The 25,980-nt window shown below is 64.8% G+C and carries 28 protein-coding genes and 1 pseudogene; 15 read left to right on the forward strand and 14 right to left on the reverse strand.

From position 1 onward, the window contains the following. Positions 1–12: 12 nt before the first annotated feature. Positions 13–717 (reverse strand): ceramidase domain-containing protein, encoded by a 705-nt coding sequence (locus WHT83_RS03560; RefSeq protein ID WP_406872982.1) that lies wholly within the window; start codon positions 715–717, stop codon positions 13–15. A gap of 204 nt (positions 718–921) precedes the next feature. Between WHT83_RS03560 and WHT83_RS03565 the strand changes: the two genes are divergently transcribed. From WHT83_RS03565 to WHT83_RS03580, 4 genes are all read left to right on the forward strand, one after another. Next, positions 922–1,677: a thioredoxin family protein gene (locus WHT83_RS03565; RefSeq protein ID WP_108606267.1), complete on the forward strand. Its 756-nt coding sequence runs from the start codon at positions 922–924 to the stop codon at positions 1,675–1,677. A gap of 411 nt (positions 1,678–2,088) precedes the next feature. Beyond that, positions 2,089–2,472 (forward strand): DUF2794 domain-containing protein, encoded by a 384-nt coding sequence (locus WHT83_RS03570; RefSeq protein WP_108606266.1) that lies wholly within the window; start codon positions 2,089–2,091, stop codon positions 2,470–2,472. Between the two features lie 107 nt (positions 2,473–2,579). Then, positions 2,580–3,098, forward strand: coding sequence for a GNAT family N-acetyltransferase (locus WHT83_RS03575; protein WP_108606265.1), 519 nt, complete (start codon positions 2,580–2,582; stop codon positions 3,096–3,098). Further along, a complete protein-coding gene (locus WHT83_RS03580) occupies positions 3,095–4,120 on the forward strand; it encodes a histone deacetylase family protein (RefSeq protein WP_406872983.1) in 1,026 nt (341 codons plus the stop codon). The genes WHT83_RS03575 and WHT83_RS03580 overlap by 4 nt, the downstream gene beginning before the upstream one ends. Positions 4,121–4,125: 5 nt before the next feature. On the opposite strand, the gene WHT83_RS03585 is transcribed toward WHT83_RS03580, so the two are convergent. Next, positions 4,126–4,677 carry a DUF308 domain-containing protein gene (locus WHT83_RS03585; protein WP_406872984.1) on the reverse strand — a complete coding sequence of 184 codons (552 nt, stop codon included), beginning with the start codon at positions 4,675–4,677 and terminating at the stop codon, positions 4,126–4,128. A 257-nt stretch (positions 4,678–4,934) separates the two neighbouring features. Here WHT83_RS03585 and WHT83_RS03590 point away from each other — a divergent pair, with 257 nt between their 5' ends. After that, complete coding sequence (locus tag WHT83_RS03590; RefSeq protein WP_406873922.1) at positions 4,935–7,046, forward strand: putative bifunctional diguanylate cyclase/phosphodiesterase; 2,112 nt, start codon at positions 4,935–4,937, stop codon at positions 7,044–7,046. A 44-nt stretch (positions 7,047–7,090) separates the two neighbouring features. On the opposite strand, the gene WHT83_RS03595 is transcribed toward WHT83_RS03590, so the two are convergent. The 5 genes from WHT83_RS03595 to WHT83_RS03615 form a co-directional block, all read right to left on the reverse strand. Then, the gene (locus WHT83_RS03595) at positions 7,091–8,734 is read right to left on the reverse strand and encodes a CopD family protein (RefSeq protein ID WP_406872985.1); all 1,644 of its coding nucleotides are present in this window, start codon (positions 8,732–8,734) and stop codon (positions 7,091–7,093) included. A 2-nt stretch (positions 8,735–8,736) separates the two neighbouring features. Continuing rightward, positions 8,737–9,267 (reverse strand): copper chaperone PCu(A)C, encoded by a 531-nt coding sequence (locus WHT83_RS03600; RefSeq protein ID WP_406872986.1) that lies wholly within the window; start codon positions 9,265–9,267, stop codon positions 8,737–8,739. Between the two features lie 101 nt (positions 9,268–9,368). Then, the gene (locus WHT83_RS03605) at positions 9,369–9,749 is read right to left on the reverse strand and encodes a hypothetical protein (RefSeq protein WP_406872987.1); all 381 of its coding nucleotides are present in this window, start codon (positions 9,747–9,749) and stop codon (positions 9,369–9,371) included. A gap of 95 nt (positions 9,750–9,844) precedes the next feature. Beyond that, positions 9,845–10,891 (reverse strand): proline racemase family protein, encoded by a 1,047-nt coding sequence (locus tag WHT83_RS03610; RefSeq protein WP_406872988.1) that lies wholly within the window; start codon positions 10,889–10,891, stop codon positions 9,845–9,847. A 144-nt stretch (positions 10,892–11,035) separates the two neighbouring features. Beyond that, positions 11,036–12,550 carry an aldehyde dehydrogenase family protein gene (locus WHT83_RS03615; protein ID WP_406872989.1) on the reverse strand — a complete coding sequence of 505 codons (1,515 nt, stop codon included), beginning with the start codon at positions 12,548–12,550 and terminating at the stop codon, positions 11,036–11,038. Between the two features lie 581 nt (positions 12,551–13,131). Between WHT83_RS03615 and WHT83_RS03620 the strand changes: the two genes are divergently transcribed. Continuing rightward, the gene (locus WHT83_RS03620) at positions 13,132–13,770 is read left to right on the forward strand and encodes a protein-L-isoaspartate(D-aspartate) O-methyltransferase (protein WP_318763283.1); all 639 of its coding nucleotides are present in this window, start codon (positions 13,132–13,134) and stop codon (positions 13,768–13,770) included. Position 13,771: 1 nt separating this feature from the next. On the opposite strand, the gene WHT83_RS03625 is transcribed toward WHT83_RS03620, so the two are convergent. The 4 genes from WHT83_RS03625 to WHT83_RS03640 all read right to left on the reverse strand — a co-directional run bounded on the left by WHT83_RS03625 (position 13,772) and on the right by WHT83_RS03640 (position 18,690). After that, positions 13,772–14,347: an N-acetyltransferase family protein gene (locus WHT83_RS03625; protein WP_406872990.1), complete on the reverse strand. Its 576-nt coding sequence runs from the start codon at positions 14,345–14,347 to the stop codon at positions 13,772–13,774. 108 nt (positions 14,348–14,455) lie between these two features. Further along, on the reverse strand, positions 14,456–15,235 hold the full coding sequence (locus tag WHT83_RS03630) for a Bax inhibitor-1/YccA family protein (RefSeq protein WP_406872991.1): 780 nt from the start codon (positions 15,233–15,235) through the stop codon (positions 14,456–14,458). A gap of 193 nt (positions 15,236–15,428) precedes the next feature. Further along, a complete protein-coding gene (locus WHT83_RS03635; protein ID WP_406872992.1) occupies positions 15,429–17,972 on the reverse strand; it encodes an ABC transporter permease in 2,544 nt (847 codons plus the stop codon). A gap of 10 nt (positions 17,973–17,982) precedes the next feature. Continuing rightward, the gene (locus tag WHT83_RS03640; protein ID WP_108606255.1) at positions 17,983–18,690 is read right to left on the reverse strand and encodes an ABC transporter ATP-binding protein; all 708 of its coding nucleotides are present in this window, start codon (positions 18,688–18,690) and stop codon (positions 17,983–17,985) included. A gap of 65 nt (positions 18,691–18,755) precedes the next feature. On the opposite strand from WHT83_RS03640, the gene WHT83_RS03645 reads away from it, so the two are divergent. Both WHT83_RS03645 and thpR read left to right on the forward strand, forming a co-directional pair. After that, positions 18,756–19,376 (forward strand): arylesterase, encoded by a 621-nt coding sequence (locus WHT83_RS03645; RefSeq protein ID WP_406872993.1) that lies wholly within the window; start codon positions 18,756–18,758, stop codon positions 19,374–19,376. A gap of 139 nt (positions 19,377–19,515) precedes the next feature. Beyond that, a pseudogene (thpR, locus tag WHT83_RS03650) lies at positions 19,516–20,113 on the forward strand (RNA 2',3'-cyclic phosphodiesterase). Here thpR and WHT83_RS03655 read toward each other — a convergent pair. Further along, positions 20,017–20,535 (reverse strand): low molecular weight protein-tyrosine-phosphatase, encoded by a 519-nt coding sequence (locus WHT83_RS03655; RefSeq protein WP_108606252.1) that lies wholly within the window; start codon positions 20,533–20,535, stop codon positions 20,017–20,019. The pseudogene thpR and the gene WHT83_RS03655 overlap by 97 nt on opposite strands. 52 nt (positions 20,536–20,587) lie before the next feature. Here WHT83_RS03655 and WHT83_RS03660 point away from each other — a divergent pair, with 52 nt between their 5' ends. The 4 genes from WHT83_RS03660 to WHT83_RS03675 all read left to right on the forward strand — a co-directional run bounded on the left by WHT83_RS03660 (position 20,588) and on the right by WHT83_RS03675 (position 22,629). Continuing rightward, complete coding sequence (locus WHT83_RS03660; protein WP_108606251.1) at positions 20,588–20,884, forward strand: 4a-hydroxytetrahydrobiopterin dehydratase; 297 nt, start codon at positions 20,588–20,590, stop codon at positions 20,882–20,884. A gap of 75 nt (positions 20,885–20,959) precedes the next feature. Beyond that, the gene (locus tag WHT83_RS03665; RefSeq protein ID WP_183263404.1) at positions 20,960–21,322 is read left to right on the forward strand and encodes a YkvA family protein; all 363 of its coding nucleotides are present in this window, start codon (positions 20,960–20,962) and stop codon (positions 21,320–21,322) included. Between the two features lie 239 nt (positions 21,323–21,561). Continuing rightward, entirely contained in the window at positions 21,562–22,065 is a 504-nt protein-coding gene (locus tag WHT83_RS03670) for an invasion associated locus B family protein (RefSeq protein ID WP_108606249.1), read from the forward strand. Between the two features lie 66 nt (positions 22,066–22,131). Continuing rightward, entirely contained in the window at positions 22,132–22,629 is a 498-nt protein-coding gene (locus WHT83_RS03675) for a GNAT family N-acetyltransferase (RefSeq protein WP_406872994.1), read from the forward strand. 10 nt (positions 22,630–22,639) lie between these two features. Here the strand turns inward: WHT83_RS03675 and WHT83_RS03680 are convergent, their stop codons facing one another. After that, complete coding sequence (locus WHT83_RS03680; RefSeq protein WP_108606247.1) at positions 22,640–22,972, reverse strand: DUF1294 domain-containing protein; 333 nt, start codon at positions 22,970–22,972, stop codon at positions 22,640–22,642. 144 nt (positions 22,973–23,116) lie between these two features. Here WHT83_RS03680 and rlmN point away from each other — a divergent pair, with 144 nt between their 5' ends. The 3 genes from rlmN to WHT83_RS03695 are packed head-to-tail and all read left to right on the forward strand — an operon-like array spanning position 23,117 to position 25,241. Next, entirely contained in the window at positions 23,117–24,349 is a 1,233-nt protein-coding gene (rlmN, locus tag WHT83_RS03685) for a 23S rRNA (adenine(2503)-C(2))-methyltransferase RlmN (protein ID WP_318763279.1), read from the forward strand. Next, complete coding sequence (locus WHT83_RS03690) at positions 24,349–24,783, forward strand: hypothetical protein (RefSeq protein WP_318763278.1); 435 nt, start codon at positions 24,349–24,351, stop codon at positions 24,781–24,783. The genes rlmN and WHT83_RS03690 overlap by 1 nt, the downstream gene beginning before the upstream one ends. After that, positions 24,780–25,241: a hypothetical protein gene (locus WHT83_RS03695; protein ID WP_406872995.1), complete on the forward strand. Its 462-nt coding sequence runs from the start codon at positions 24,780–24,782 to the stop codon at positions 25,239–25,241. Before WHT83_RS03690 ends, WHT83_RS03695 begins: the two co-directional genes overlap by 4 nt. Here the strand turns inward: WHT83_RS03695 and WHT83_RS03700 are convergent. After that, on the reverse strand, positions 25,215–25,862 hold the full coding sequence (locus tag WHT83_RS03700) for a LysE family translocator (protein WP_406872996.1): 648 nt from the start codon (positions 25,860–25,862) through the stop codon (positions 25,215–25,217). The two genes, WHT83_RS03695 and WHT83_RS03700, sit on opposite strands and share 27 nt — an antisense overlap. Positions 25,863–25,980 lie beyond the last annotated feature (118 nt).

A 25,980-nucleotide genomic window follows, 5' to 3' on the forward strand; every position in this document is an offset into this window, starting at 1 on the left:
GCCCGCGCCTGTTCACTGCCATGCGCCGACGGCTCCCGACATCGACTGAGGCTCCGTCCGGGGCTTTGCGTAGCGCGTCGTTGCGGCCATCAGCACGCCGAGCATCAGCCCGTTGAGCACATGCCACATGAAATGCGTGCCGATCGGCATGGCATCGCAGACCATCGGATCGAGGACCCGGCAAGTGACGGACCCGAGAAAGATCGCAGCAGCAGCGAGATTGTACCAACCGGCCGCGCTGCCCTTGGCGATGACCACGCAGCCGAAGAAGATCAGCGCCAGGAATGGCGGCAGGTAGCCGGTAGTGCCGTTCGAGGCCGCGTGCAGCCAGTCGGGCACCATGTAGGTCAACAGACCGACCGCGATGTAGAAACCAAGGAAGATGGCCAGCGCCTTCGGCCAGGCCATGCCGGCGAAACGCCTGAGGTTAAACAGCGTATAGGCGAGCGTGAAGCCGGCAATGGGCAGGATGTCGGCCCATTTGGTGGCTTCGGTGGCGAAGGTATGGAACAGCGTCGAGCCGATCCCGATTGCCACCACCCACCAGCCCAGCACCTCTGCGAAGACGCCCGCCTTCAGCCTCCGCGCCTCGTAGACGCCCCAGAAACCGGCGGCGAAGAAGGCAAGATTGCTGACCGCATTGAGCGGTTCGGCCCACAGGCCGGGGCCCAGCCGCTCGCAGTAAAGATCGACATGTTGGCTTAGCTGTTCCAGCATCGATGCTTCCCCCGCCGGTACCCGATCCTACCCATCTAGGGGCATTTTTCGATAAGAAATTCCGCACGCCGAAGGTGACGCAGCGGAAATGCATAGCTGCCAAAATTTCACCGCAACGTGACTTCCCGTTGAATGGCGCATCTGCCACATATTTCGCCAACGACAAGAAAAGCCGGTGACGTCGGCTGAGGATCCGGATTGGTCATGGAGTTTCGAAGATATTTTCGGCTGGCAGCCGTGGCGCTGGCCTTTACCGGATTTGCCGGTTCAGCCAATTCCCAGGTGAAGGATCGTCCGCTCGGCGTGATCGAGCTTTTCACCAGCCAAGGCTGCAACTCCTGTCCTCCCGCCGACGAACTGTTCGCCGAGTTCGCTGCCCAGGATGACATGGTAGCGCTTGCCTACCACGTCACCTATTGGGATTATCTCGGCTGGCAGGACAAGCTGGCGAGCAACGACAACACCGAGCGCCAGTATGCCTACATGCGCGCCTTCGGCTCGCGCTCCGTCTATACGCCCCAGGCCGTCATCAATGGCCGCACCCATGTCAGCGGTGCCAAGCGCGAAGACGTGACCGGCGCGCTCGACAACCTCGCCAAGACCGGCCAGGCGATGAACATCGACATCAAGATCACGGAAAACCCCGACACCTTCACCATCGATGTCGGAGCCGCCGAGGGGCCGAGCAGTGCAGCCCATGTGGTGGTCGTCCACTACCAGGCGCCACAGGAAGTCGACCTCCAGAAAGGCGAGAACAAGGGCCGCAAGGTCACATACTGGAATGCCGTCACCGACCTGCATACCGCTGGCATGTGGCACGGCAAGGCACAGCGCTACGAACTGCCCAGGAGCGAAGTGGAAAAGAAGGGCGGCTGCGCCGTCCTGCTGCAGGCGGTCGGCAAGGATGGCCTGCCCGGCCCGATCCTCGGCGCGGCGGTGGTGCGCAGGCCGGTCAACTAGACGCGTCCCGGACGAACCCGAACCGGCATGCAAAAAAGCCGACGCCAGCTTGCTGCCTGACGTCGGCTTCAGATTTTGGGATCGTCGCACCTGGTTCCAGTAAGAACCGAGGTTGGTTCGATCCGACTCGGGCCCGTGGGCGGGGGGCTTGGGGTTTACGAGCCAGTGCCGGACCGAACCGTCTCAGGCAACGGGGCTAAATTCGTCGGACATTGGGGCGTCAGCGCGGATAAAAAACGGCAGGAATGTGGCGAGTCATCACCAATTCCAACAGCCTGTCTTGTAAACGTTACCGTTGCGGTAACCCCATGCGTATCGTTCGCCGCATGGTTTGATTCGCCGCCGCGGGTTGCAATTCCGGCGCGAATGGGCGATTCTTAGCCGTAGTCGTATTCTGCAAGGGAACGATTGATGACGGATCGCGGTGCTGGAGCGGAGGATGGCGAGACATCCACAGTGATCCCGCTTCATGAGGCCCGGCGGGAGCGCCCGGACCTCCCGGTCGCGTTCGAGAGGCGGGAGCTCGACCAGATCCTCAGGCTCTACGGACGCATGGTTGCCGCCAATGAATGGCGCGACTACGCCATCGACCATCTTAGCGACCGCGCGGTCTTCTCGGTTTTCCGCCGCACCAGCGAAACCCCGCTGTTTCAGATCGTCAAGGACCCCCGGCTCGCCCGCAAACAAGGTGCCTTCTCGGTGATTGCCGCCGGCGGCCTCATCCTCAAGCGCGGCCACGAACTGGCTCGCGTGCTCGGCGTGTTCGACAAGCGGCTTAAGGTCGTCGAGGCCTGAGCGCATCGGGACATGGCGGCCGGATCCTTGCAGCCAGCGACCGAATCCTGCTCGCCACGGTTCCGCCGGATGCTATCAAGATCGCATCCGCGCGGGAGTTCGACCGAATGAGCATCACAGCCAAGCGGCCAATCGCCGTCACCATTCGCCCGGCGACATCGGACGATGCGGCGCTGCTGATGCAGGCCATCACCGGCCTGGCCGAGCATGTCGGCGAAGCCGACGGCGTAGCTTGCACCGAAGCGGACCTGCGGCGTTTCGGTTTCGGCGAAAACCCGGCCTTCGAGGCTGTCATCGCGGAAGTGGATGGCGCGTTTGCCGGCATGTGCCTGTTCTTCCCGATTTTCTCGAGCTGGTACGGCCGCCCCGGCGTGTTCGTCCAGGACCTTTATGTCGACAAGCATTTCCGCAGTCTCGGCATCGGCGAGCGGCTCTTGCGCCATGTCGCCGGGCTTTGCCGCGGCAGAGGCGGCGTCTATATGCGCCTGGCGGTCGACGACGACAACGCGCGGGCGCACCCCTTCTATGTCAGGCTCGGTTTTGCTTGGACGAGCGATCAGCGATCCTACATTGCCAGCGGCGACGCTTTTGCCGATCTGAGCGGAGCCATCGGGGAGCAGACATGAAGACCTTCTACGCCGACGAGCAGAAGCGCCACGACCCCAAGGCTTTCCTGTCGATGGGGATGCAAAAGCCCAATCCGGAACAGCCCGAGCGCGTCGAGCGCCTGCTTTCGGGCGCCCGCGCCGCAGGCTCGACGATCCACCGCCCGCCCAGTTTCGGACTTGGCCCCATCGCCGCCATCCACACGCCCGAATATATCGAGTTCCTGGCCCACATCTTCGAGCGCTGGCAACGCATGGAAGGCGCGTCGGCCGAGGTGATCCCCAACATCCACCCCTTCGCCCGCAACGGCAGCTATCCGGCAGGCGCTGCCGGCCAGGCCGGCTATCACATGGCCGACACCGCCTGCCCGATCTCGGCCGAAACTTTCGACAGTGCCTGCTGGAGCGCCTGGAGCGCGGTGGCCGCCGCTGACGCCGTGCTGTCCGGCGAGCCGGCCGCCTATGCGCTGTGCCGGCCGCCGGGCCACCATGCCTTCGCCGACGTCGCCGGCGGCTTCTGCTTCTTCAACAATTCGGCCATCGCCGCACAGCGGCTACGCGGCACGGCGGCACGCGTCGCCATCCTCGACGTCGACCTGCATCACGGCAACGGCACCCAAGGCATCTTCTACGCAAGGCCCGATGTACTGACGGTTTCGCTGCATGCCGATCCGAGCCGCTTCTACCCGTTCTTCTGGGGCCATGCCGACGAACGCGGCGAAGCGGGCGGCCTCGGCTACAATCTCAACCTGCCTTTGCCACGCAAATCGGGCGACGCCGAGTTTCTCGCCGCGCTGGACCACGCCAGCCGCCGCATCCAGGCTTTCGCGCCCGATGCACTCGTCGTCGCGCTCGGTCTCGACGCCTTCGAGGGCGACCCGTTCGGCGGCCTGTCGGTCACCACGCCGGGCTTTTCGCGCATCGCCGAAGCGATCGCCCGGCTCGGCCTGCCCACCGTCATTGTCCAGGAAGGCGGCTATCTCTGCGATGCGCTCGGCGACAACCTGACTGCCTTCCTCGCCGGCTTCTCCGGCGCGCGCTGACCGGATCAGGCCCCGGCGCGGATTCGCCAGGCGCGATAGAACAGCAGCAAGGCATAGAGCATCATCAGGATGGTGGCGATGCGCATCAGCGTCGCCGCACTGGTCAACGGCACGAACATCAGCACCAGGCCGAAGGCGGCATAGACCGCGCCACCCACCAGCGTCGGCCAAAGCCGCGTCTGGCGCTCGCTGTCGATGAAGCTCGACACCATCTCGATCAGGCCGACGACCAGGGCAAGAACACCGACCAGCCCGGCCAGGAAGGACAGGGTGAAGACATTGGCCAGGATGCCGCTGGCCAGCACGATCACGCCGGCGGCGATCGACAGGATGTTGCGCGCCAATGCCAGCCAGTGGCCGGTCGTCCGCGGCGCCGCATGATCGATCGTCGCCAGCCCGAGCACGCCATCGACAAGCAGCAGACCGCCGCCGACCATGACCAGCAGCTTCACCGCCTGTGCCGGATAGAACAACGCGACCAGGGCCGCAGCAACGATCAGGATACCCCGCAGCGCCGTCAGGGTTGCCTCGAAGCGTTTGGTCTTCGTCTCGGCCATGTCTTGCTCCTTTGAACTAAGACGTCCATTTGTGCGAGATAAGCTCCGGATTCGCAACCAGGGCGATTGTTCGCGGCTGACCAGTAGCCGCTCCCTCCGGATATCTCACCGGCGAGACCTGGCACAGGCGATTCATCGCCACCGAAGTCGTCTAGCCCGAGCGAAACCATTGTTACATTAGGAAATTCTTTCATCTTTGCTGTGAACACTCGTTCCGGGGTCTGCCAGGAAGTCCTGGCTGGAATTGAGGCGTGGCGATGTTCAAGGTCATTTCCTGTCTTGCTTACGAGCATGACTATTCATTCGTGGTCATTGCGGCGATCGTCTGCGTCGCCGGTGCGGCCATGACGATGCGGCTTTTCGACCGCGCCGCGCGCCTCTCCCCCGAAGCGCGGTTCGCATGGATCATGCTCTCGGGCGTCGCCTGCGGCTCAGCCATCTGGACCACCCATTTCGTCGCCATGCTTGGCTTCCAGCTGCCCTTCGACGCCGCGTTCAATCCTCTTTTGACGATTGCCTCGCTGCTCATCGCCATCGCCTTCACCGCTGCCGGACTGCATCTCTCGGCAACGCCGCCCAACGGCATGCCGGTCGAAACCGGGGGTGCGGTAATCGGTATCGGCATCGTCGCCATGCACTACACCGGCATGAGCGGCTACGAGTTCGCCGGCCGGATCGAATGGGACGCCAGGCTGGTCGAGGCCTCGATCCTGTTTGCCGTGGCCTTCGGTGCGCTGGCGATGCACCTGGCGGCCCGCCAGCGCATCCGCTTCGCCAAACCGCTGTCGGTCGTTGCGCTCGTGCTCGCCATTTGCGCCATGCATTTCACCGGCATGGGCGCGGCAACATTGGTGCCCGATCCCTCGGTGCCGGTGCCGACAAAGGTATTTTCGAGCGAATTCCTGGCCGTCCTGGTGCTGGCCACCATGGCGATCATCGCCGGCCTGACGCTTTACGCAATGGATGCCAAGTCGCAGCGCGAACTGGTCGACAGCTTCCGCCATGCCGCGCAGCATGACCCGCTGACCGGCCTGCCCAACCGCGCATTCCTTTCCGACAATCTGCCCGCGATGCTCGAGCGTAGCGCCGCCGCCGGCAAGGAAGCAGCCGTCATCGTCGTCGACCTCGACCGCTTCAAGGAAATCAACGACGTCCACGGCCACAATGCGGGCGACCTGCTGCTGCAGACCCTTGCCAACAGGCTGAAGGCACTGACCGGCCCGGGCGAACTGGTGGCGCGCGTCGGCGGCGACGAGTTCGTCGCCGTCAAGCAGGACATCGGCTCCAGGCAAGAGGTCGACAGCTTTGTCCGCCGCCTCGTCGACAGCGTCCTCGATCCGATCCACAACAAGGCCAAGACACTGTCGGTCGGCGCCAGCGTCGGCGTCAGCCTCTATCCCGACCATGCAGGCGTTGCCGACGACCTGATCGGTGCCGCCGATCTTGCCATGTATCGCGCCAAGCGCGCCCTGACCGACAAGATCTGCTACTATGACCGGTCGATGGACGAGGGCCGGCGCGAGCGCAGCGCACTCGCCATCGAGCTTCGCCATGCGCTGGATCGCGACGAGTTCGAGCTCTATTACCAGCCGCAGCACGACATGAAGAGCGGCGAAGTGACCGCTTTTGAGGCGCTGCTGCGCTGGCATCACCGCGAACGCGGCCTCGTCGCTCCCGAAGAATTCATCCCTATCGCCGAGGAGAACGGGCTGATCATCCCGATCGGCGAGTGGGTGCTGCGGACCGCCTGCGCCGAAGTGGCGACGTGGCGCAAGCCCTACAAGATCGCCGTCAACATCGCCGCCGCCCAGCTCACTCAGGCCGACCTGCCCAGGGTCGTCCACGAGACGCTGCTGGCGACCGGCCTCGCCGCCTCGCGGTTGGAGCTCGAGATCACCGAGGCCAGCATCATCGAGGACCGCGAGCGCGCCTTGCATGTTGTACGCCAGCTCAAGGCGCTCGGTGTCACCATCGCCATGGACGACTACGGCATCGGCTATTCGTCGCTGTCGACGCTGCAGATATTCCCCTTCGACAGGGTCAAGATCGACCGTTCCTTCGTCGAGGACGTGGCGAATGACAGCGCGTCAGCTGCGATCGTCCGGGCGACCATCCTGCTGGCCAACGACCTCCGCATCCCGGTGCTCGCCGAGGGCGTCGAAAAGCAGGAGAACTTCGAGTTCCTCCGCGCCGAGGGCTGCTCCGAAATGCAGGGCTTCCTGTTTGGCCGGCCCCAGCCGCTATCGGAGATCGCAAGCCTCGTCGGCCGCGAAACCCGCCCGGCCGAGACGCCGAAAGCGTCGACCTCGGGCGTGCGCCGCATCGAGGCCTCGGGCCTGGCGCTCAGCCGCCAGTCGGGCGTCGCCTGACGGCACGCTGGACGCCGACCAGCTGACGCTTCGTCCCGATCGTTCTATGGGCGGATGGTGATCTCGCTGGTCAGCGTCACGCGTTCGGTCGCAGAGATCTCGACGTCGATCGCCGTTGTCCATTTTCCCGGCACAGGCAGTTCCATGCCGTCGATACGCCAGGTGCCGTCGCCGGGCTTGTGCGCGCTGACGCTGATCGGCGCCACCTGGGCTTCCGCATGGTTCATTCGCAGCGTCACGCTGCGCGCGTCGAGCGGGCCGAAATCGCCCGACATGATCACGATCGAGGCGCTTACGGCGCCGGCGCGTCCGGGCGTGAGACTGACGTCGGCCATAGCCTCCGGCGTATGAACATGGAATGTCGCCGGTTCGGCTGCCTCGATCGCCAGCACGCGCGGCGGCGGCGTGAAGCGGAAGCCGGCGACGGCCGCAAGGATCGCCATCATGACCAGCGTCTCAAGGACGATATTGCGCGCAAGCCGTCGCTGCGCATCCGGCTGCGCCACCAGTGACGGCTTGGTCAGCTTCCAGCGGTTGACGGCGGCGAGCAGCAGCAGCGGCACGACGAGCGCCAGCTTGACCAGCAGGAGCCGGCCGTAGGCCGTCTGCCATAGGGCTTGGACGTTCTCCACCTGGATAACGGCCAGCCCTACACCGGCAGCAATCAGGGCTGCGACCACATAGGGGATCGCAGCGGAGAAGCGGCGCAAGGCCTCGCCGGCATCGGGCGCACGGTGACGGCAGGCCAGACCGAGCGGCACGAGCGCGCCGGCCCAGAAGGCGATGCCCGCGCCATGGATAAAGACCATCGGCCGTGTCAGCCATTGCGGCGCAGCAGCGCTGGCGTGCCCGCTTGCCGCGAGCGCAGCACCTGTGCCGACGAGTGCCGCCAGCGCCAGCCCACGCGCCAGCGCGCCCTCGCTCGCCAGCGCCAGAAGCGCCAGCGCCAGCGCCATGAAGGCGATCGCCGCGGTGAAACCGTAGCTGGTCGCAGCCGCCGCCTGCCAGGTGACCGGCTGGCCAAGCAGCCCGAGCGGCGCGCCGAGCGCATCGAGCCCCTGCAGGCCGAACGAGACAGGTGCTGCGACGAGGCCGAGAACGGTGAAGGCGGTGACGATCGCCATGCCGTGGCGGCTCTTGGGTGCAAGCCAGGCCAGTGCAAACGCGCCACCGGCGCCGAAAAACACACCGAGATAAAGCGCGAGCTTTGCCGCCCACAGAGCGGCCCGCAATGTCGGGTCGTTCAACTCGGGAGTCACCGGCGGCGTGGCGCTGGGCCTACCAACGGAAAAGGTTGAATAGCCTGCGACCGGATGGCCGTCGGTCGAAACCACGCGCCATGACAGCAGGTAAGTGCCGCTGGCGGCATCATTGGCCGGCAAGGCGATGCTCAGGCTGTCGTCCGAGACATCGCCGATGAGCCGGACAGAACCCCCGTCCGGCTGCAAAAGTTCGATGACCAGAGGTGTCACCGGCTCGCTGAAGGTCAGCGTCGCTTGCGGCGGCAACGTCTGGACCACCGTACCTTCGGCCGGCATCGCCCGCAGCAGCGAGGCATGGGCTGCGGCCATGGCAGTACCGCCGACGAGGATCGCAGCGGCCAGCAGGAACCGGGCGAGCAAGGCTGCGAGGCGCGCGCCTTCAGGCGGCAGGCCGCCCTTGGTGCGGAGCAGATGGCGCGCGCCCATGCTCAGTGACCAGAATGGTCTTGGCTCTGGCCGCCCATCTTGTCGGCCTGGAACTCGACCGTCACCGTGCCTGCCTTTTCGAAGGTCAGCGTGCCAGAGAACTTCTCGCCTTCCTTCACCGGCGCCTTCAGGCCCATGAACATGATGTGATAGGCGCCCGGCTTGAGTGCGACTTCGCCGCCGGCCGGGATTTCAACGCCCTCGGCCACTTGGCGCATGGTCATCACGCCCTTGGCGTCGACCGCCATTTCATGGATCTCGGCCTTCTCGGAGACATCCGACTGGATCGACACCAGCCGGTCGGCTACCGCGCCGGTGTTCTTGACGGTGAGATAGCCGGCGGCAACCTTGGCCCCGGCCGGCGTGGCGCGCGACCACGGGTGGCCGATCTCGAGATCGCCGACCTTGAAGCCGTGGGCGAGTAAAGCATGCGTCGAGGCAAACAGCAGCATCGCCGCAAAGACGATGATGCCGAGACGTTCTTCGAAGCTGCGGAAGAGCGGGCGCGCATAGGCGCGAGCGGAATTGGTCATGGGGAACTCCGATATGGAATGGAAGCGCCAGCGATCGTGGCGCGAGGTTCGTTTCAGGCGAAATTTCACTGCGCCGCAGGCGTTTGCGCGCGGCAGCAACCTCAGGCGGCCTGCGGCGGCGCGCGCGGACTGCCGGGATCGTGCTTCGCAGCCGTAGGCGGATCGCGCCGCACGTGAACGAACGCGGCTGCCATCGGAAACTGCAGCGTAACCGGCAATGCCACGCCGTCGGGCGGCATGGCCATTGCAGTGGAGAACACGTTGCAGCCGAGTGTGCAGCATTCCGGCAGGCTCGGATGATCGCTCTTGGCAGGCGCTGTGTGGTCAGTGGCTGATGTAATGCAGAGCGGGTTGCCGAAGATGTCGAGCGGCGGCGTGCCCTGCCCGATCGCCAGCGCTGCGGCCGCCGTCTGCAGGACGAGCATCAGCGCCGCGGCAAACGCGACCCCAAATCCCCATCCCTGGCGGCGAAACACGACCAAGCGGCCCGATCCTCAGCTTCGATGCCGAATTGATAGCATCATCGACAGGTCCGGAGAATTACCGGAAACTGCGACATATTCTTTGATCTGTCGCACTATCGCAGCAGGAAGCCGCGGCCAAGTTCGTCGCCCGCCTCGATCGAGAAGCTCGAACGCCCCGAATAGAACGCCCGCCCGCCGACCTCGACGCGAACGGCATCGAACCGCCCGACCTTGTCGGCGCGCACCGCCTTGCCTGAAAACACCGCACCGGTGACGCTCTCGAAGCGGCGCTGTTCGCCCCACCCAAGTGTTCCCCGGGCAACGGCAACCGCGATCCGCGCGGACACCCCGGAACCTGTCGGGCTGCGGTCGACCTCGCGCTCGGCAAAGACGCAGAGATTGCGCGTCGGATCCAGCGCCCCCTCGCCGCCGTCGGTCAGGATGGTGCCGTAGAGAAAAGCGAGATCGGGATCGTCGGGATGTTCGAGCGGCAGGCTTTTCGCCACCGCCTTGGTGATGCGGTCGGCGGCATCGACCAGCCGGTCGAGCGGCGTTGCCTTGAGATCGAGCCCGATCGAGGCGGTCTCGACCAGCGCGTAGAAGGCGCCGCCATAACCGACATCGAACGTCACGCCGCCCAGCCCCGGCACGTCGATCTTCTGGTCGAGCGAAAAGGCGAAGGACGCCACGCTCTCGAAGGACGCAGCACCTGTGGCGAAGCCATCCGCCGTCCTTTCGACCTCGACCCTGACGTTGACCAGCCCGCACGGGCACTGCAGCCTGACCTCGGTCACCGGCACCTGGGGCGCGACGATGCCGTGATCCACCGCATAGCGTCCGAGCGCGATGGTGGCGTGGCCGCACATCGTCGAGTAACCCTCATTGTGGATGAACAGCACCGCCATGTCGGCGCCGGGCAGATCGGGCTCCACCGGGATCACGCCGTACATGTCGTAATGGCCGCGCGGCTCGAACATGATCAGCTTGCGCAGGTGGTCGAGGTTTTCACGGGCGTGCCGGCGCTTGTCCAGGATCGTCGCGCCGGGGATCGGCGGATAGCCCGAGGTGACGATGCGCACCGGTTCGCCGCCCGTGTGCATCTCGACCGTCTCGACGGTGCCGTCGAAGCGGCCATCGCCGCTGATGCTGAGTTCGACCATGTCCACCCCGTTCTGCTTCCGCCGCGATCTGAGCCGCTTCGCCGCCGCGCCGTCAAGCTTCGTAGTCGAAGCAAACAAAAAGCGCCGCCTGCTTTCGCGGGCGACGCTTTGGTTTCGGTCAGGCCTGTTGGCTCACCCGATAACTTATTCGATGTCGAACGACACGCCCTGCGCCAGCGGCAGCGCCTTGGAATAGTTCACGGTGTTGGTGGCGCGGCGCATGTAGGCGCGCCAGGCGTCCGAACCGCTCTCACGACCGCCGCCGGTCTCCTTTTCGCCGCCGAACGCGCCGCCGATCTCGGCGCCCGAAGTGCCGATGTTGACGTTGGCGATGCCGCAGTCCGAACCCTCGACCGACAGGAAGCGCTCGGCCTCCTGCAGGTCGAGCGTGAAGATCGACGACGACAGGCCGGCACCGACCGCATTGTGCAGTTCCAGCACCTGGTCGAAGTCGGAATACTTCATCACATAGAGGATCGGCGCGAAGGTCTCTTCGAGCACCGGGCCGACCTGGCCCGGCATCTCCACCAGCGCCGGCTTGACGTAGAAGGCGCCGTCATGGCCGTTGTCGACGCGGGTGCCGCCGGTGACCTTGCCGCCATGTCCGGCTGCTTCCTTCAGCGCCTTCTGCATGCCGTCGAAGGCGGCCTTGTCGATCAGCGGGCCGACCAGCGCCGAGGTCTCCAGCGGGCTGCCGACCGAAACGCTCTCATAGGCCTTCTTCAGGCGCGGCACGAGCGCGTCATAGACGCTGTCATGCACGAACAGGCGGCGCATGGTGGTGCAGCGCTGGCCGGCGGTGCCCATGGCGCCGAAGGCGATGGCGCGCAGTGCCATGTCGAGATTGGCCGTCGGGCAGACGATGCCGGCATTGTTGCCGCCGAGCTCGAGGATGGCGCGGGCAAAACGCTTGGCCAGCCGCGGGCCGACATCGCGGCCCATGCGGGTCGAGCCGGTGGCCGACACCAGCGGCACCTTGGGGTGGTCGACAAGCACCTCGCCGACGGCGCGGTCGCCGATCAGCACCTGCGACAGGCCCTCGGGCGCATCCGCGCCGAAACGGGCCGCGGCGCGCTTGAAGATCGCGTCGCAGGCAAGGGCGGTCAGCGGCGTCTTTTCCGACGGCTTCCACACCACCGCGTTGCCGCAGACGAAAGCGAGTGCGGCATTCCACGACCACACCGCAACGGGGAAATTGAAGGCGGAGATGACGCCGACGACGCCGAGCGGGTGCCACGTCTCCATCATGCGATGGCCGGGGCGCTCGGTGGCAATCGTCAGGCCGTAGAGCTGGCGCGACAGGCCGACGGCGAAATCGCAGATGTCGATCATCTCCTGGACTTCGCCCAAACCTTCCGACGGGATTTTTCCCACCTCGATCGACACCAGCCGGCCGAGGTCGGTCTTGGCGGCGCGCAGTTCCTCGCCGAGCAGGCGGACAAGCTCGCCGCGCTTCGGCGCCGGCACGTTGCGCCAGGCCTTGAAGGCCGTGTCGGCGCGTTCGATGGCCTTGCCGGCCTCGGCAGGCGAGATCGACGTCAGTGCACCGATCTGCTCGCCGGTCACCGGGCTGCGCACGATCAGGTCGCCACCGCTGAAATCGGCCTTGGCAACGCCCAGCCGTTCGAGAAGGGCAGCGGTTTCGCTGGTCACGTTCATGCTGATTACCTTTCCTCGTTCCTCACCACCCGCGGCCATCTGCGTATCTGTTTTTGCTTGTCGCCGGCCGGGGCTTCATCGTTTGGTATCTCCGCGGGCTTGGCCGGGAGACGCTTGGCATTGCCTATAGCCTGATCGGGCACCGAAACGCCACACCAGTCGCAGCACCACGGGCTCTGGACGGCGAATTGGCCTGGTGTGGTCCACAAACCGGCCGGAAAGCACAGGTTGCGATCCCGTTGGCCAGGCGCAGAAATTGTCGATGTGGGGGAGGCTGAAAAAACAACACCCGCCGGGGGAGGAGGTCCGGCGGGTGTCGTATTGGTGGCCAGCGTCTGGGAGGAGGTAGGCGCTGACCTATTCGTCGGAAACCTGGGAGGAGGTAGGCCCGACAAATTCGATGACCCATATCTAGCTCCGCCGGGTCGGGTTTTAAAGTGTTGATATTGCATAGGAGCTTTGCGTTTTGTGCAATGCAACATGATCGTCGCGCTGCAACATCAGGCGGACGTTGCGGCAAGTCCGGCACGCGGGGAACTTCGTGCCCGCATGCCGGTTAATTGGCAACGGCAGGCAAGGCCATGATCGACTACAGGGCAGCGCGGCTCAGAATGGTCGAATACCAGATCGCCCGGCGCGGCATACGCGACCTGGCGGTGCTCGAGGCGCTGTCTGCGGTTCCGCGCGAAGAGTTCGTCACCGATGCGCTGCGCGACTACGCCTATGAAGATACGGCACTGCCCATCGCCCACGGCCAAACCATCTCCCAGCCCTACATCGTCGCGTTGATGGCCCAGGCGGCCGAGCTGACGGGAGCAGGCAAGGCACTGGAGATCGGCGCCGGCTCGGGCTACGCAGCGGCGGTGATGGCTGAAATCGCCGGGCACGTCGTCACCATCGAGCGCGTGGCGGCACTGGCCGAGCTGGCGACAAGCCGGCTGCAGCGGCTCGGCTATGCGAATGTGGAAGTCATATCGGGCGACGGCACGGCAGGGTACGCCGGCCAGGCACCGTTCGATGCCATTCTTTCAGCGGCGGGAACCCGCAAGGTGCCGGCGGCCTGGAAGGAACAGCTGGCCATCGGTGGCCGGCTCGTCTTGCCGCTCGGGCCGCTCGGCGACCAGAAACTGATGAAGATCGTGCGCACCGGCGACAAGGACTACAGCCAGCGGCCGTTGGTCGACGTGCGTTTCGTGCCGCTGATCGAAGGTCCGGGCTGACTTAGCCCTTGCCGCCCTTGGCCACGAAGCGGCGCTCGGGCATCGAATTGGCGTCGGGCGGAAGCGTAGCGCCGCCATTCATCGCCAGCTGCATGAACACGGTGTCGAGCCAGCGGCCATGCTTGTAGCCAGAGCCTTCCATCCGTCCGGTATGGTGGAAGCCGAGCCTTTCATGCAGCCGAACCGACGCGCTATCGGCATGGCCGTCGCCGATCACCGCAATGATCTGGCGAAAGCCGAGGATGGTTGCCTCGTCGATCAGCGCCTGCATCAATGCCTTGCCGATGCCCGCTCCCTTGGCCTCGGGCGCTATATAGATCGAATCCTCGACGATGAACCGATAGGCCGGGCGCGCCCGGAATGGACCGGCATAGGCGTAGCCCAGGATGATGCCGTCCCGTTCGGCGACGAGATAGGGGTAACCGCCCTCCATCAGCGCCTCGTAGCGCGCGCCCATTTCGGCACGCGTCGGCGGTTCGAGCTCGTAGCTGGCCGTGCCGTTGAGCACGGCGTCGGTATAGATCTGGGTAATGCGGTCGAGGTCGTCAGGCAGCGCGTGCCGTATAGTCATGCTCATTTTTTAGGCAATCCAGATTGTTGCCTCCATTAGAGCAAAGCTCGACACAAATGAAAAGGGCGGCCGTTGGGCCGCCCTTCGAAAGTCTGATGGTCCAGTCTCGATGCGTTATTCGCGGTTGCCCAGGAACGACAGCAGGAACGAGAACAGGTTGATGAAGTCGAGATAGAGCGTGAGCGCGCCCATGATCGCCTTGCGGCCGGAGACGAGTGCGTCGTCGCCGTCGAAATACATCTCCTTGATCTTCTGCGTGTCGTAGGCGGTCAGGCCCGAGAACACCAGCACGCCGATCGCCGAGATGGCGAACTGCAGGGCCGACGACTGCAGGAAGATGTTGACCACCATCGCGATCAGGATGCCGAACACGCCCATGATCAGGAACGAGCCCATGGCCGTCAGGTCACGCTTGGTCGTGTAGCCGAACAGCGACAGCGCGCCGAAGGCCGCAGCGGTCACGAAGAAGGTCTGCACGATGCTGGCGCTGGTGTAGACCAGGAAGATCGACGACAGCGACAGGCCCATCAGGCCGGCGAAGACCCAGAACGCGGTCTGCGCGCCCGAGGTGGTCATCGACTGGATGCGGGCGCTCAGGAAGAACACCATGCCGAGCGGAGCCAGCATGACGACCCACTTCAGCGGCGAACCATAGAGCGCGACGCCGAGGCTGGTCAGCATCTTGCCGTTGCCCATCGTGGCGACGGCAGTTGCCGGATCGTTGGTGGTCGCCAGCATCATCGTGCCGAAAGCGGCCAGGCCGGTGATTGCGAGGCCAAGCGCCATCAGGTTGTAAACCTTCAGCATGTAGGCGCGCAGGCCCTCGTCGATCGACGCGTCGACGCGGCTGCCCGCCGCCGCCGTACGCGTCTGGTAATTTCTGAAGTCGGACATGGTTTCCTCTGTTGCTTCTGCCCCGTCGGGTGTCAGGCCGAAACCCAGGCGCCGCTGGCGGGGCTCCAGCATGCCTCCGCCGAAATATGATGATTCTTTCAGGCCAGAACAAGGCCCGTTACGGCCTGAAACCCGCTGTGAGGGCCATTTCTCATACAAATGTCGTTGAAGTCCAGCCCTCAACGGCATTTCGCTACTCGCTGCGCAACACCGGTGCTGCCTTGTGGCCAAGCACGCGCCATGTGCCGATGAGGCCGAAGCCGACCGTCAGCACCAGGGCGAAGACGATCGTCGCGACCGCGACCTCGGGCAGGAAGGACGACGGCAACGTCATGATTCGGGCAACGACGAACCAGGCCGCGACGCCGCCGGCAGCGAGCGCGAACACCGCCGTGGCCAGGCCGATCAGCATGTATTCGAGCGAAAAGGCCGAGATCAGCGTCCGCCGGGTGGCACCCAGCGTCTTCAGGATCACCGCGTCGTGGACCCGGGCGCGATTGCCCGCTGCGAGCGCCCCTGCCAGCACCAGCACCGAAGCGATCAGCGCCACGCCGGCAGCCGCGCGGATCGCGGTGCCAAGCTGGGCGACGAGCCGGTTGACGACGTCGAGCGCATCCTTGACGCGAACCGTGGTGATGGCCGGATAGCTGCGCGTCACCGAATTGAGGATGCGCGATTCCTGGATCGGCGACGCCTTGTCCTCGGTCAGCGTGGCCAGCCAGCTGTGCGGTGCGCCGGCGAATGTGTTGGGCGAAAACACCATGACGAAGTTGATGCCCATCGATTCCCACTGCACTTCGCGGAAATTGGCGATCTTCGCCGTCACGTTGCGGCCCAGCACGTTGACCGTCACCATGTCGCCGAGCTTGAGGCCGAGCTCGCCTGCCTCTTGCGCCGAAAACGACACCAGCGGCTCGCCCGCATAGTCCGCCGGCCACCACGTGCCTTGCGACAGCGTCGAGTTTTCCGGGATGTTCTTGGCATAAGTCAGGCCGCGGTCGCCGCGCAGCACCCAGGCGCCCTCGGGCGGCACGTTGAGCTTCTGCACGTCGGTGCCGTTTAGCGCCATGACCCGGCCCCGCAGCATCGGCACGCGCACCAGCTTGCCACCGGGCGCTTCGGCCTGCACCAGTTTGGCGAAATCGTCGACCTCGCCGGGTTGGATGTCGACGAAGAAGAAGTTCGGCGCCCGCTCCGGCAGGCTGCCGGCGATCTGGCGGCGCAGATTGCCGTCGATCAGCGCCAGCGTCACCAGCAGCGTCAGCCCCAGTCCGAGCGACAGCACCACCGACGGCGTCAGCGCGCCGGGCCGGTGGATATTGCCGATGGCAAGGCGAAGGGCGGTCGAGCGCACGCGCGGGCTCTTGCGCGCCAGCCACTGCACGGCGACAGCCACCGCGCGCAGCACCAGGAATGAAAACACGGTCGCGCCGACGAAGATGGTGGCGATGCGGCGGTCGCCGGCGAACCAGACGGCAAGCAATGCCAGCGCCGCCGCGATGCCTACGGCTGTCGCGATGTAGACCAGCCGCGGCAGGCCGCGTCCCTCGAAACCCATCTCGCGGAAAAGCGCCGTCGCCGGCACGTCGCGGGCGCGGCCCAGCGGCAGGATGGCGAAGGCGAGCGTCACCAGCACGCCGAACAGTGCGGCCATGCCAAGCGCTGCAGGATAGACGCCCGCCTCGGCCGGCACCGGGATGACGGATTGCAGTGCAGCGCTTGCCGCAAACGGCATCAGCGCGCCGAGCACAAGGCCGACGGCGATGCCGAACCCGGCGATCAGCAGTATCTGGATGAGATAAACCGACAGCACGAAGCCGCCGGAGGCACCGAGGCTCTTGAAGGTGGCGATGACGCCGCGCTTGCCGTCGAGATAGGCGCGCACGGCATTGGCCACGCCGACGCCGCCGACCACCAGCGAGGTCAGCCCGACCAGGGTCAGGAACTGCGTGAAACGCTCGATATTGGCCGACAGCGCCGGCGCCGCATTGCTGCGGGTGCGGATGCTCCAGCCGGCTTCGGGCAGTTCCGCGTTCGCCCGCTCGCGCACAGCCGTGACCTCGGCCTCGCTGGTGCCGACCGGCATGCGGATCTTGTAGGCGTGTTCGACCAGGCTGCCCGGCTGGATCAGCCCGGAAGCGCTCAGGCCCTCCATCGACGCCAGCAGGCGCGGGGCGAAACCGAAACCGTCGGAAACCGCGTCGGGTTCATTGACCAGCTTGGCCCTCAGTTCGAAGGTCGTGCCGCCGAGCCTGATCCTGTCGCCGAGCTTGAGGTCGAGCCTTTCGAACAACAGGTCCGGCGCGGCAGCACCATAAGCGCCCGACTTTTCGGCAAAGAGTTCGTCGCGCGGCAGCGCCGGTTCGGTGACCAGCGTCCCATAGAGCGGGTAGGCGGCATCGACCGCCTTGGCCTCGACCAGTGACTGGTCGGAGCCGTCCTCCAGCCGCGCCATCGAGCGCATGCCGGCATTGTGCGAGACCGTGCCGAGCCCTTCGAGGAAGGTCTTTTCCTTGTCCGTCGCCTCGCGCTGGATCAGCTGGAAGCGGATGTCGCCGCCAAGCAGCGCCTGGCCTTCACTGGCAACGCCTGCGGTGATGGCGCGGGCCACCGAATTGACCCCGCCGATGGCAGCCACGCCAAGTGCGATGCAGGTCAGGAAGATCAGGAAGCCGCGCAGGCCGCCGCGCATCTCGCGCGATGCGAAGCGGAAGGCGAGAGGCAGGTCCTTCAGCATAGGGGCACCCTCATGCCCGCACCTTCTCGGCAACCGGCGCGATCGTCGCGGTCTCGATCCGCCCCGAGCGCATCGCCACCTGCCGGTCGCAGCGCGCGGCAAGTGCCGGGTCGTGCGTGACGAGCACCAAAGTCATCGCCCGTTCGGCAGCCTTGGCAAACAGCAGGTCGGCGATCTGGCGGCCGGTCGCCTGGTCGAGATTGCCGGTCGGCTCGTCGGCGATGAGGATGCGCGGTTCCGGCGCCAGCGCACGCGCGATCGCCACGCGCTGCTGCTCGCCGCCCGAAAGCTCACCCGGATAATGCGTGACGCGATCGGCAAGGCCGACAGCCGCCAGTTCGCGCGCGGCGATGGCAAAGGCATCGCGCTTGCCGGCCAGCTCCAGCGGCACCGCGACGTTTTCCAGCGCCGTCATATTGGGGATCAGGTGGAACGACTGGAACACGATGCCGATATTGCGGCCGCGGAAAGCCGCGATCTGGTCTTCGCTGCGGCCGTTGAGCAGCTCGCCGGCAATCGTCACCGTGCCGCCGTCGACCCGCTCCAATCCTGCCAGAACCATCAGCAGCGTCGACTTGCCGGAACCCGAGGGGCCGACGATGCCTGTTGCTTCGCCCGCCGCGACATCGAGGCTCACGCCCTTCAGCACATGCACCGAGGAAGCCCCCTGGCCCAGCGTCAGCGATACATCCCTCAGTTCGATGACGGCTTCTGTCACGGCAAATTCGTCCTATATGGAAATTGAAGGGCGGGGATCGTCTTCGTCATATCGGGTCTGACTTTATGGCTTTCAAACAACTAGTTGCCGCAGCCCTTCTGATGCTTGCGGCCGCAGCCCCCTCCTGGGCTGAGCCTTTCCGCATCGTCGGCTTCGGCGACAGCCTGATGGCCGGCTACGGCCTTGGCCCTGGCGAGGGTTTTCCAGAAAAACTCGAGGCCGCGCTACGCGCCCGCGGTCACGATGTGGTGATCGCCAATGCAGGCGTGTCGGGCGATACGACCAGCGGCGGCCTGTCGCGGCTCGACTGGTCGATACCGGACGGCACGCAACTGGTGATCCTCGAGCTCGGTGCCAACGACATGCTGCGCGGCATCGACCCGGCGCTTGTCGAGCAGAACCTCGACAAGATGCTTGCCCGGCTCAAGGAACGCAAAATCGAGGTGCTTCTGGCAGGCATGGTCGCCGCGCCCAATCTCGGCAACGCCTACGGCGAACAGTTCGGGACGATCTATCCGAAACTGGCGGAAAAATACGACGCCACGCTCTATCCGTTCTTCCTCGATGGCGTCGCCGGCGATGCCAAGCTGTTGCTGGAGGACGGCATGCACCCGAATGCCCTGGGCATCGACCGTATGGTCGAGAACGCCCTGCCAACGGTGGAAAAGGCCATTGCCGGCAAATGAACCTCGTCATGCAACGTTGCAACACATCGCCAGCGGCAGCGTTGCCTAAACAGCAACGTGCAAACAAACCTCTTGCCCGGCGCTGCGATCGATGATTCGCTGAGGTTACGGATTGCGATTCGAGGAAGGGAGCCTGGCCATGCCGCGACTTTTCACCGCCCTCGAAATTCCGCGTGATGCCGCGTTGTCGCTCTCCCTGCTCAAGGGGCGGCCTGTCGGGCGCCCGCTGGATCGACGTCGAAAACTACCACCTCACCTTGCGCTTCATCGGCGATGTCGAAGGCCATGTTGCCGACGAGATCGTCGAGGCCATCGACCGTGTCGACCGGCCAGGCTTTCCGCTGACGCTTTCAGGTGTCGGCGCCTTCGGGCAGAAGAAGCCGCATGCGGTCTGGGCCGGCGTCACGCCCTCGCCGGAACTCAACGCACTGCAAGCTGAGATCGAACGCATCTGCAAGCGCCTCGGCGTCCCGTCCGACCCGCGCAAATTCACCCCGCATGTGACGCTGGCACGGCTCCGCAACACCAGCCCGCTCGACGTCGCGCACTATCTTTCGGCACGCGGCAACTTCGCCACTGTGCCCTTCCGTGTCGGCCGCTTCGTGCTGATGTCGTCGCGCGACTCGGTGGGCGGCGGCCCCTACATCGTCGAGGAAGCGTGGCCGCTCAATGGCTCGGACGCCGGTTCGCTGATCCGGTCGGCAAGCGCTTCCGAAGCCTCGCGGATCATGCGGTAGACAACCAGGAACCCGTCTTCCCCGCCATAATAGGGATCGGGCACGTCCTGTGGCCGATCGGTGACATGGCCGAGGAAAAGCTCGACGCGGTCCTGGGCCTGCTGCGGTGCAAGCGCCCTGAGGTCGTCGGCGTTGGAGCGATCCATGGCGAGGATCAGGTCGAAGCGCTCGAAATCGGCCGGCACGACCTTGCGGGCCTGCTGGGCGGCGATGTCGATGCCGTGTTGCGCCGCCACCGCGATCGACCGCGGGTCGGGCGCCGAGCCGGCATGCCAGCCGCCGGTGCCGGCGGAGTCGATGGTGAATTCGCCGTCCAGTCCGCGTTCGGCAAGCACGGCGCGAAACACGCCTTCGGCCAGCGGCGAACGGCAGATATTGCCGAGACAGACGAAGAGAATGGATTTTACCTGCTTTTCGACCATCGATCCCGCGCTATGCTGGTGAGGAAAGAACTCGATAGCACGGGAGCATGAAATGGCCAGAGAGAAACTTGAACCTGCCGCAGTGACGCAGGCCCTTGCCGAGCTCGACGGCTGGACGCTAGCCGCCGACGGGCTGTCGATGTCGCGCAGCTTCGTGTTCAGGAATTTCAGCGAGGCCTTCGCCTTCATGACCCGTGTTGCCCTGGCGGCGGAGAAGCTGGACCACCATCCCGACTGGTCGAACGTCTACAAGACCGTCGACGTCAAGCTGAACACGCATGACGCCGGCGGGCTGACCGAACTCGACGTCAAGCTGGCCAAGCGCATGAACGCCTATTTCGGTTCTTGAGGGCCACATCTTGCAGCGAGGCGCGCTCCTTCCCACATTTCCGGCAAAGGAATTCGGGCAAAGGAGACTGTCTGGATGGTGAAAATCCCCGGCTTTGACGGCTTCCGCGGCGACGATGCGCCGGCGAGCGAGAGCGAAGTGCGCGAAAAATTCTGGCGCAAGGCCAAGGGCGCCGCCCGCCACGTCCCCTTCATGGAGGAAGTGGTCGCGGCCTATTATTGCGCCATGGACAAGGACACGCCGCTGCGGGCCAAGGGCATACTTCTCGCCGCCCTGGGCTATTTCATCCTGCCGGTGGACACCATTCCCGACGTCATCCTCGGCCTCGGCTTCACCGACGACATCGCCGTGCTGACGGCGGCCATCACCGCCGTGCGTGCCCACATGACGCCGGCCCACCGGCTTGCCGCCAAGGAAAGCCTGTCGCGCGAGCCCTGACGCGCGGCGGCCTTGTTTCAGCCTGACATCAAAAGTCAAACTCTTGCCGTTTTCTCGGGGTTCAACCGCGACAGGGACACGATGCCTGTGCATGACAGGCCGAACGGCGGGGTTCCAGGCGGCAAATGTCCTTTCTGCAAGGCCATTCACCCTTTGGTAACCCAGATTAAATCAAAATGAAGCCAACGGGCGGGCGCGCAGTCGGCCTGCCCCGCTCCATTTGAACTACAGGAAAAACGATGCGCGGTTTGATAGCTATAATTTCGGGTCTGGTGCTTGCAGCGTCGGCAATGCCGGCGCTCGCCCAGTCGGCGACCAAGATCGGCCAGCACAATGCCTGGGGCACCTACAGTTACCAGGCGCAGAACGGCAAGGTCTGCTACGTGCTGACGGTGCCGACCGACAAGCAGCCGCCGACGCTCGATCACGGCGACATGTTCTTCTTCGTCAGCCAGCGCCCGGGCCAGAAGGTTTCCTTCGAGCCGCAGTTCATTGCCGGCTACAATTTCCAGGAAAACTCCAAGGTCGCGGTCACCATCGGCGACAAGTCGTTCTCGATGTTCACCAAGGGCAAATCGGCCTGGGTCGAGAATGCGGCCGAGGAACCGGCACTGATCGCCGCCATGCGCGGCGGCTCGGACATGAAGGTCACGGCCAAGTCCGGCCGCGGCAACCCGACCAACTACGTCTTCTCGCTCAAGGGCATTTCGGCAGCGCTGAGCTCTATCGCCACCTGCAAATAAGCTCTTCGGGTGCAGCTACAAAGACCGGGCGATCCGATCGCCCGGTCTTTTGTTTGAGGCCCAGCCATGTTCAGCATCGTCGACGGAACTTCAACTCATATCGATGAAGCTGCGGCCATCTGGGCGCGGGCCACCGCTGCGCGCGATGGCGACGACGATGTCGCCTCGCTCGCCGAAGCCCGGCCGGTCATCTCGAGGGTGCTCGAGAGCTCGCCGCATGCCCTGCTTGCGATCGCCGTGAACGAAGACGGCACTGCCGTCGCCTTTGGCGCCCTTGCGCCCGTTCCGGGCGTGGATGCTACCGCCGAGCTGCATTATTTCGGCGTCGATCCCGACCGTTGGGGCCGGGGCGCGGCAGGCGAGCTGTTGACCCGCATTGCGGCAATGCTTCGCGAACGCGGCTTCGATACGGCCGAGCTCGCGGTCTATGCCGACAATGATCGCGCCGTCAGGCTTTACGAGCGCCTTGGCTGGCGCAGGCAGGGCGCCCCGGTGCCGCATGCGCGCAGCGGGCGGGCGGAACAACGCTACCAACTGGCGCTCCATCCAGCCGCCGGAAGCTGAGGCCGACGGTTCACGAAACCGCGGGACCTTTCAGCGCATTGAACAGGCCGGATGCCCATTGCGGCGCGATCAGCCAGAGCGCCAGCACGGCGACGGCTACCGCATGAAGCGCCACGATCGCGTAAAGCCTGCTGCGGAACGGCTCCTTGCGCGTCTTGTGCCGGAACAGGTGCTGAGCCGACAGCGCACCAAGGCTGCCGCCGGCGAAAGCAAGCCAGAGCAGGGTTTTCTCAGGGATACGACGCGCTCCGGACCGGGCCAGGCGCTTGTCGCGCCAGAAGGCAGCGAACGCCGCAAAGTTGACGGCGAGCACCACCAGGACGATGTGTAGGATGTTGCTCATCGCGCCAGCATCCCAGCCATTGCCTAACAGACTGCAAAGCTGCGGCACAAATGCATGGCCGCCAAAACGTGACGCAGAGACAGACCTGTGATATGTCGCGCCAAAATCCTACATTTGCCGCTATATCAACCTAGCTGAGCCCGAATGACCCTTTCGCTCGACCTAACCTCCGATGCTACCCGCGATGCGTTGCGCGCCCGTGCGGCTGCGCCCGTCAAGGGCGAGCTGATCGGCCTCACCCGCGAAGAGCTCGCCGAAGCGCTTGTAACCTCGGGCATCGTTCCCGAGCGCCAGGCCAAGATGCGCGTCCAGCAGCTCTGGCACTGGCTCTATGTCCGCGGCGTCTCCGACTTCGCCGACATGTTCAACATCTCCAAGGACCTGCGCGCCGAACTCGCCAAGCACTTCACGATTGCGCGCCCCGAGATCGTCGAGGAGCAGATTTCCTCGGACGGCACGCGCAAGTGGCTGTTCCGTTTCCCGCCGCGCGGCGCGGGCCGCCCGGTCGAGATCGAAACCGTCTACATTCCCGAGGAAGGCCGCGGCACGCTCTGCATCTCGTCCCAGGTCGGCTGCACGCTGACATGCTCGTTCTGCCACACCGGCACGCAGAAGCTGGTGCGCAACCTGACGGCGGAAGAGATCCTGACGCAGCTGATGACGGCGCGCGACCGGCTGGGCGACTTCCCCGACCGCAACACGCCCGCTGGAGCCATCGTGCCGGCCGAGGGGCGGAAAATCTCCAACATCGTGATGATGGGCATGGGCGAGCCGCTCTACAATTTCGAGGCGGTGAAGAAGGCGTTGCTGATCGCCTCCGACGGCGACGGCCTGGCACTGTCCAAGCGTCGCATCACGCTGTCGACCTCGGGCGTCGTGCCGGAGATATTCCGCACCGGCGAGGAGATCGGCGTCATGCTGGCGATCTCGCTGCATGCCACCAACGACGATCTGCGCGACCTTTTGGTACCGATCAACAAGAAGTACCCGCTCAAGGATCTGATCGAGGCCTGCCGCGCCTATCCCGGCCTGTCCAATGCGCGGCGCATCACCTTCGAATATGTGATGCTCAAGGACGTCAACGACTCCCTCGAAGACGCCAAGGCACTGGTCAAGCTGCTGCGCGGCGTGCCGGCCAAGATCAATTTGATCCCGTTCAACCCCTGGCCCGGCACCAACTACCAGTGCTCAGACTGGGAGACGATCGAGAAGTTCGCCGACTACATCAACAATGCCGGCTACGCCTCGCCGATCCGCACCCCGCGCGGTCGCGACATCCTCGCCGCCTGCGGCCAGCTCAAGTCAGAATCCGAGCGCATGAAGAAGAGCGAGCGCCTGGCGCTCGAGGCGATGATGATCGCTGGACACGGCGACTGATGATTGACTGGGCCGTTCGAGTGATCGTGGTCGGCCTTGGTTATTGTTGTGCTGTTTTCATTGCAGTTTGGGTGTCGCTGTTGGTGCTCGATTCGCCATGGTCGGTGGTATCAGTTCGTCACGCCAGTGACTGGCGGCTCACTTTTCTCCCAGCCCTGATGGTAACATTTGTTACGGCCTTGCCCGGATTTCTTCTGGCACTCTTGTTTAGTACGGCGATGTGGCAACCGAACTGGTTGTATTTTTCCCTTGCAGGCCTGGTGAATGTCATGCTGGCAATCTGGCTGTTCAGCTTCTCCGGGAGGCTGTTCGGGAACACGGCAGAAACGATCAATTTCGCCTTGCACTGCATGCCGGGCGGCTTTCTGGGTGGATTGACGTTCTGGCTTGTGGCGTACCGATTGGAAAAGGGACCGCAGGAGCGGAGTTCATGAGTCGAGTGTTGCTCTATCTCGGCAAGTTCGCCCACATGGTGCTGGGCTATCTCGCGGCGTCGCTCGCCGCGAGCGCCTTTCTCAATATGGTGTTCCTTGGCGCTGCCGGCCTGATGGCCGCCGACATCCCGCCGGAAGTCGCGACCGGGTCGATGGTCTTCACCATCCCCTTCACAGCGCTTTTCGTCGCCTATTTCGCCTTCGTGCCGGCGCTTGTCGTCATGCTGCTCGCCGAATTGCTCGGCAAGCGCGACTGGCTGTTCTACGCGCTGTCGGGCGGCTTCGTCGCGCTGGTCTTCCTCGGCTTTGCCTACCAGGGCGGCGACCCGGGCTTCGCCTATCGCGACCCCCTGCTGCCGGTTTCGATCATCGGCAGCGGCCTGATCGGCGGCATCGCCTACTGGTTCGTCACCGGCCGTTTCGCCGGTGCGCTACACCCTACTTCGCCTGCGCCGTAGAATCTTCAGCGCGAAGGCCGAGAATACACCTGCAAACAGATAATCGACGATGCGGGTGACGCGCGGGCTCTTCTTGAGCAGGCCGGCGAACTTGTCGGCGGCGATCACCATCGGCGCCGTCACCGGCAGCGACAGCACGATGAACATCGCGCCCAGGAAGAACAGCTTGCCCGGCGCATTGGTGTCGTGGGCCGAGACGAACTGCGGTAGGAAGGTCATGAAGAACAGGATGATCTTCGGGTTGAGCAGGTTGATGCCGAGGCCCGTCGCCCAGTTCTGGAACACCGAGCGCGGTTCGCGCTTGGCGGTGTCGGGCGAAAACGCCGAGCCCTTGGTCACCGCCTGGAAGGCGAGCCAGACCAGGTAGCCGGCGCCGACGATCTTGAGTACCATGAAGGCCTGCGGCGAGGCGACGATCAGCGCCGACAGCCCGAGCGCCACCAGCGTGGTGTGGATGACGATGCCGGTCATCGCCCCGGCCATGCAGGCAAAACCCGCCTTGCGGCCCTCGGACAGCGCCCGACCGACGAACAGCGTCATGTCGGGGCCGGGCGTGATCGCGATGATGAAGGTGGCGATCGCAAACTGGATGATGGTCGCCCAATCGGGAATGAAGGACATGGTCGCGCTGCCGGGTTTTGCCTTTGAGGCGTGATGAAGGGGGGTCAGTCGGGATTTCGCCCACAGACCTACCTACGCCCGCCAACCTAGCGCTTCAACAGGAAAATGGCAGGCCAGA

The organism is Aminobacter sp. P9b (assembly GCF_045345995.1).
Classification (GTDB): domain Bacteria; phylum Pseudomonadota; class Alphaproteobacteria; order Rhizobiales; family Rhizobiaceae; genus Aminobacter; species Aminobacter niigataensis.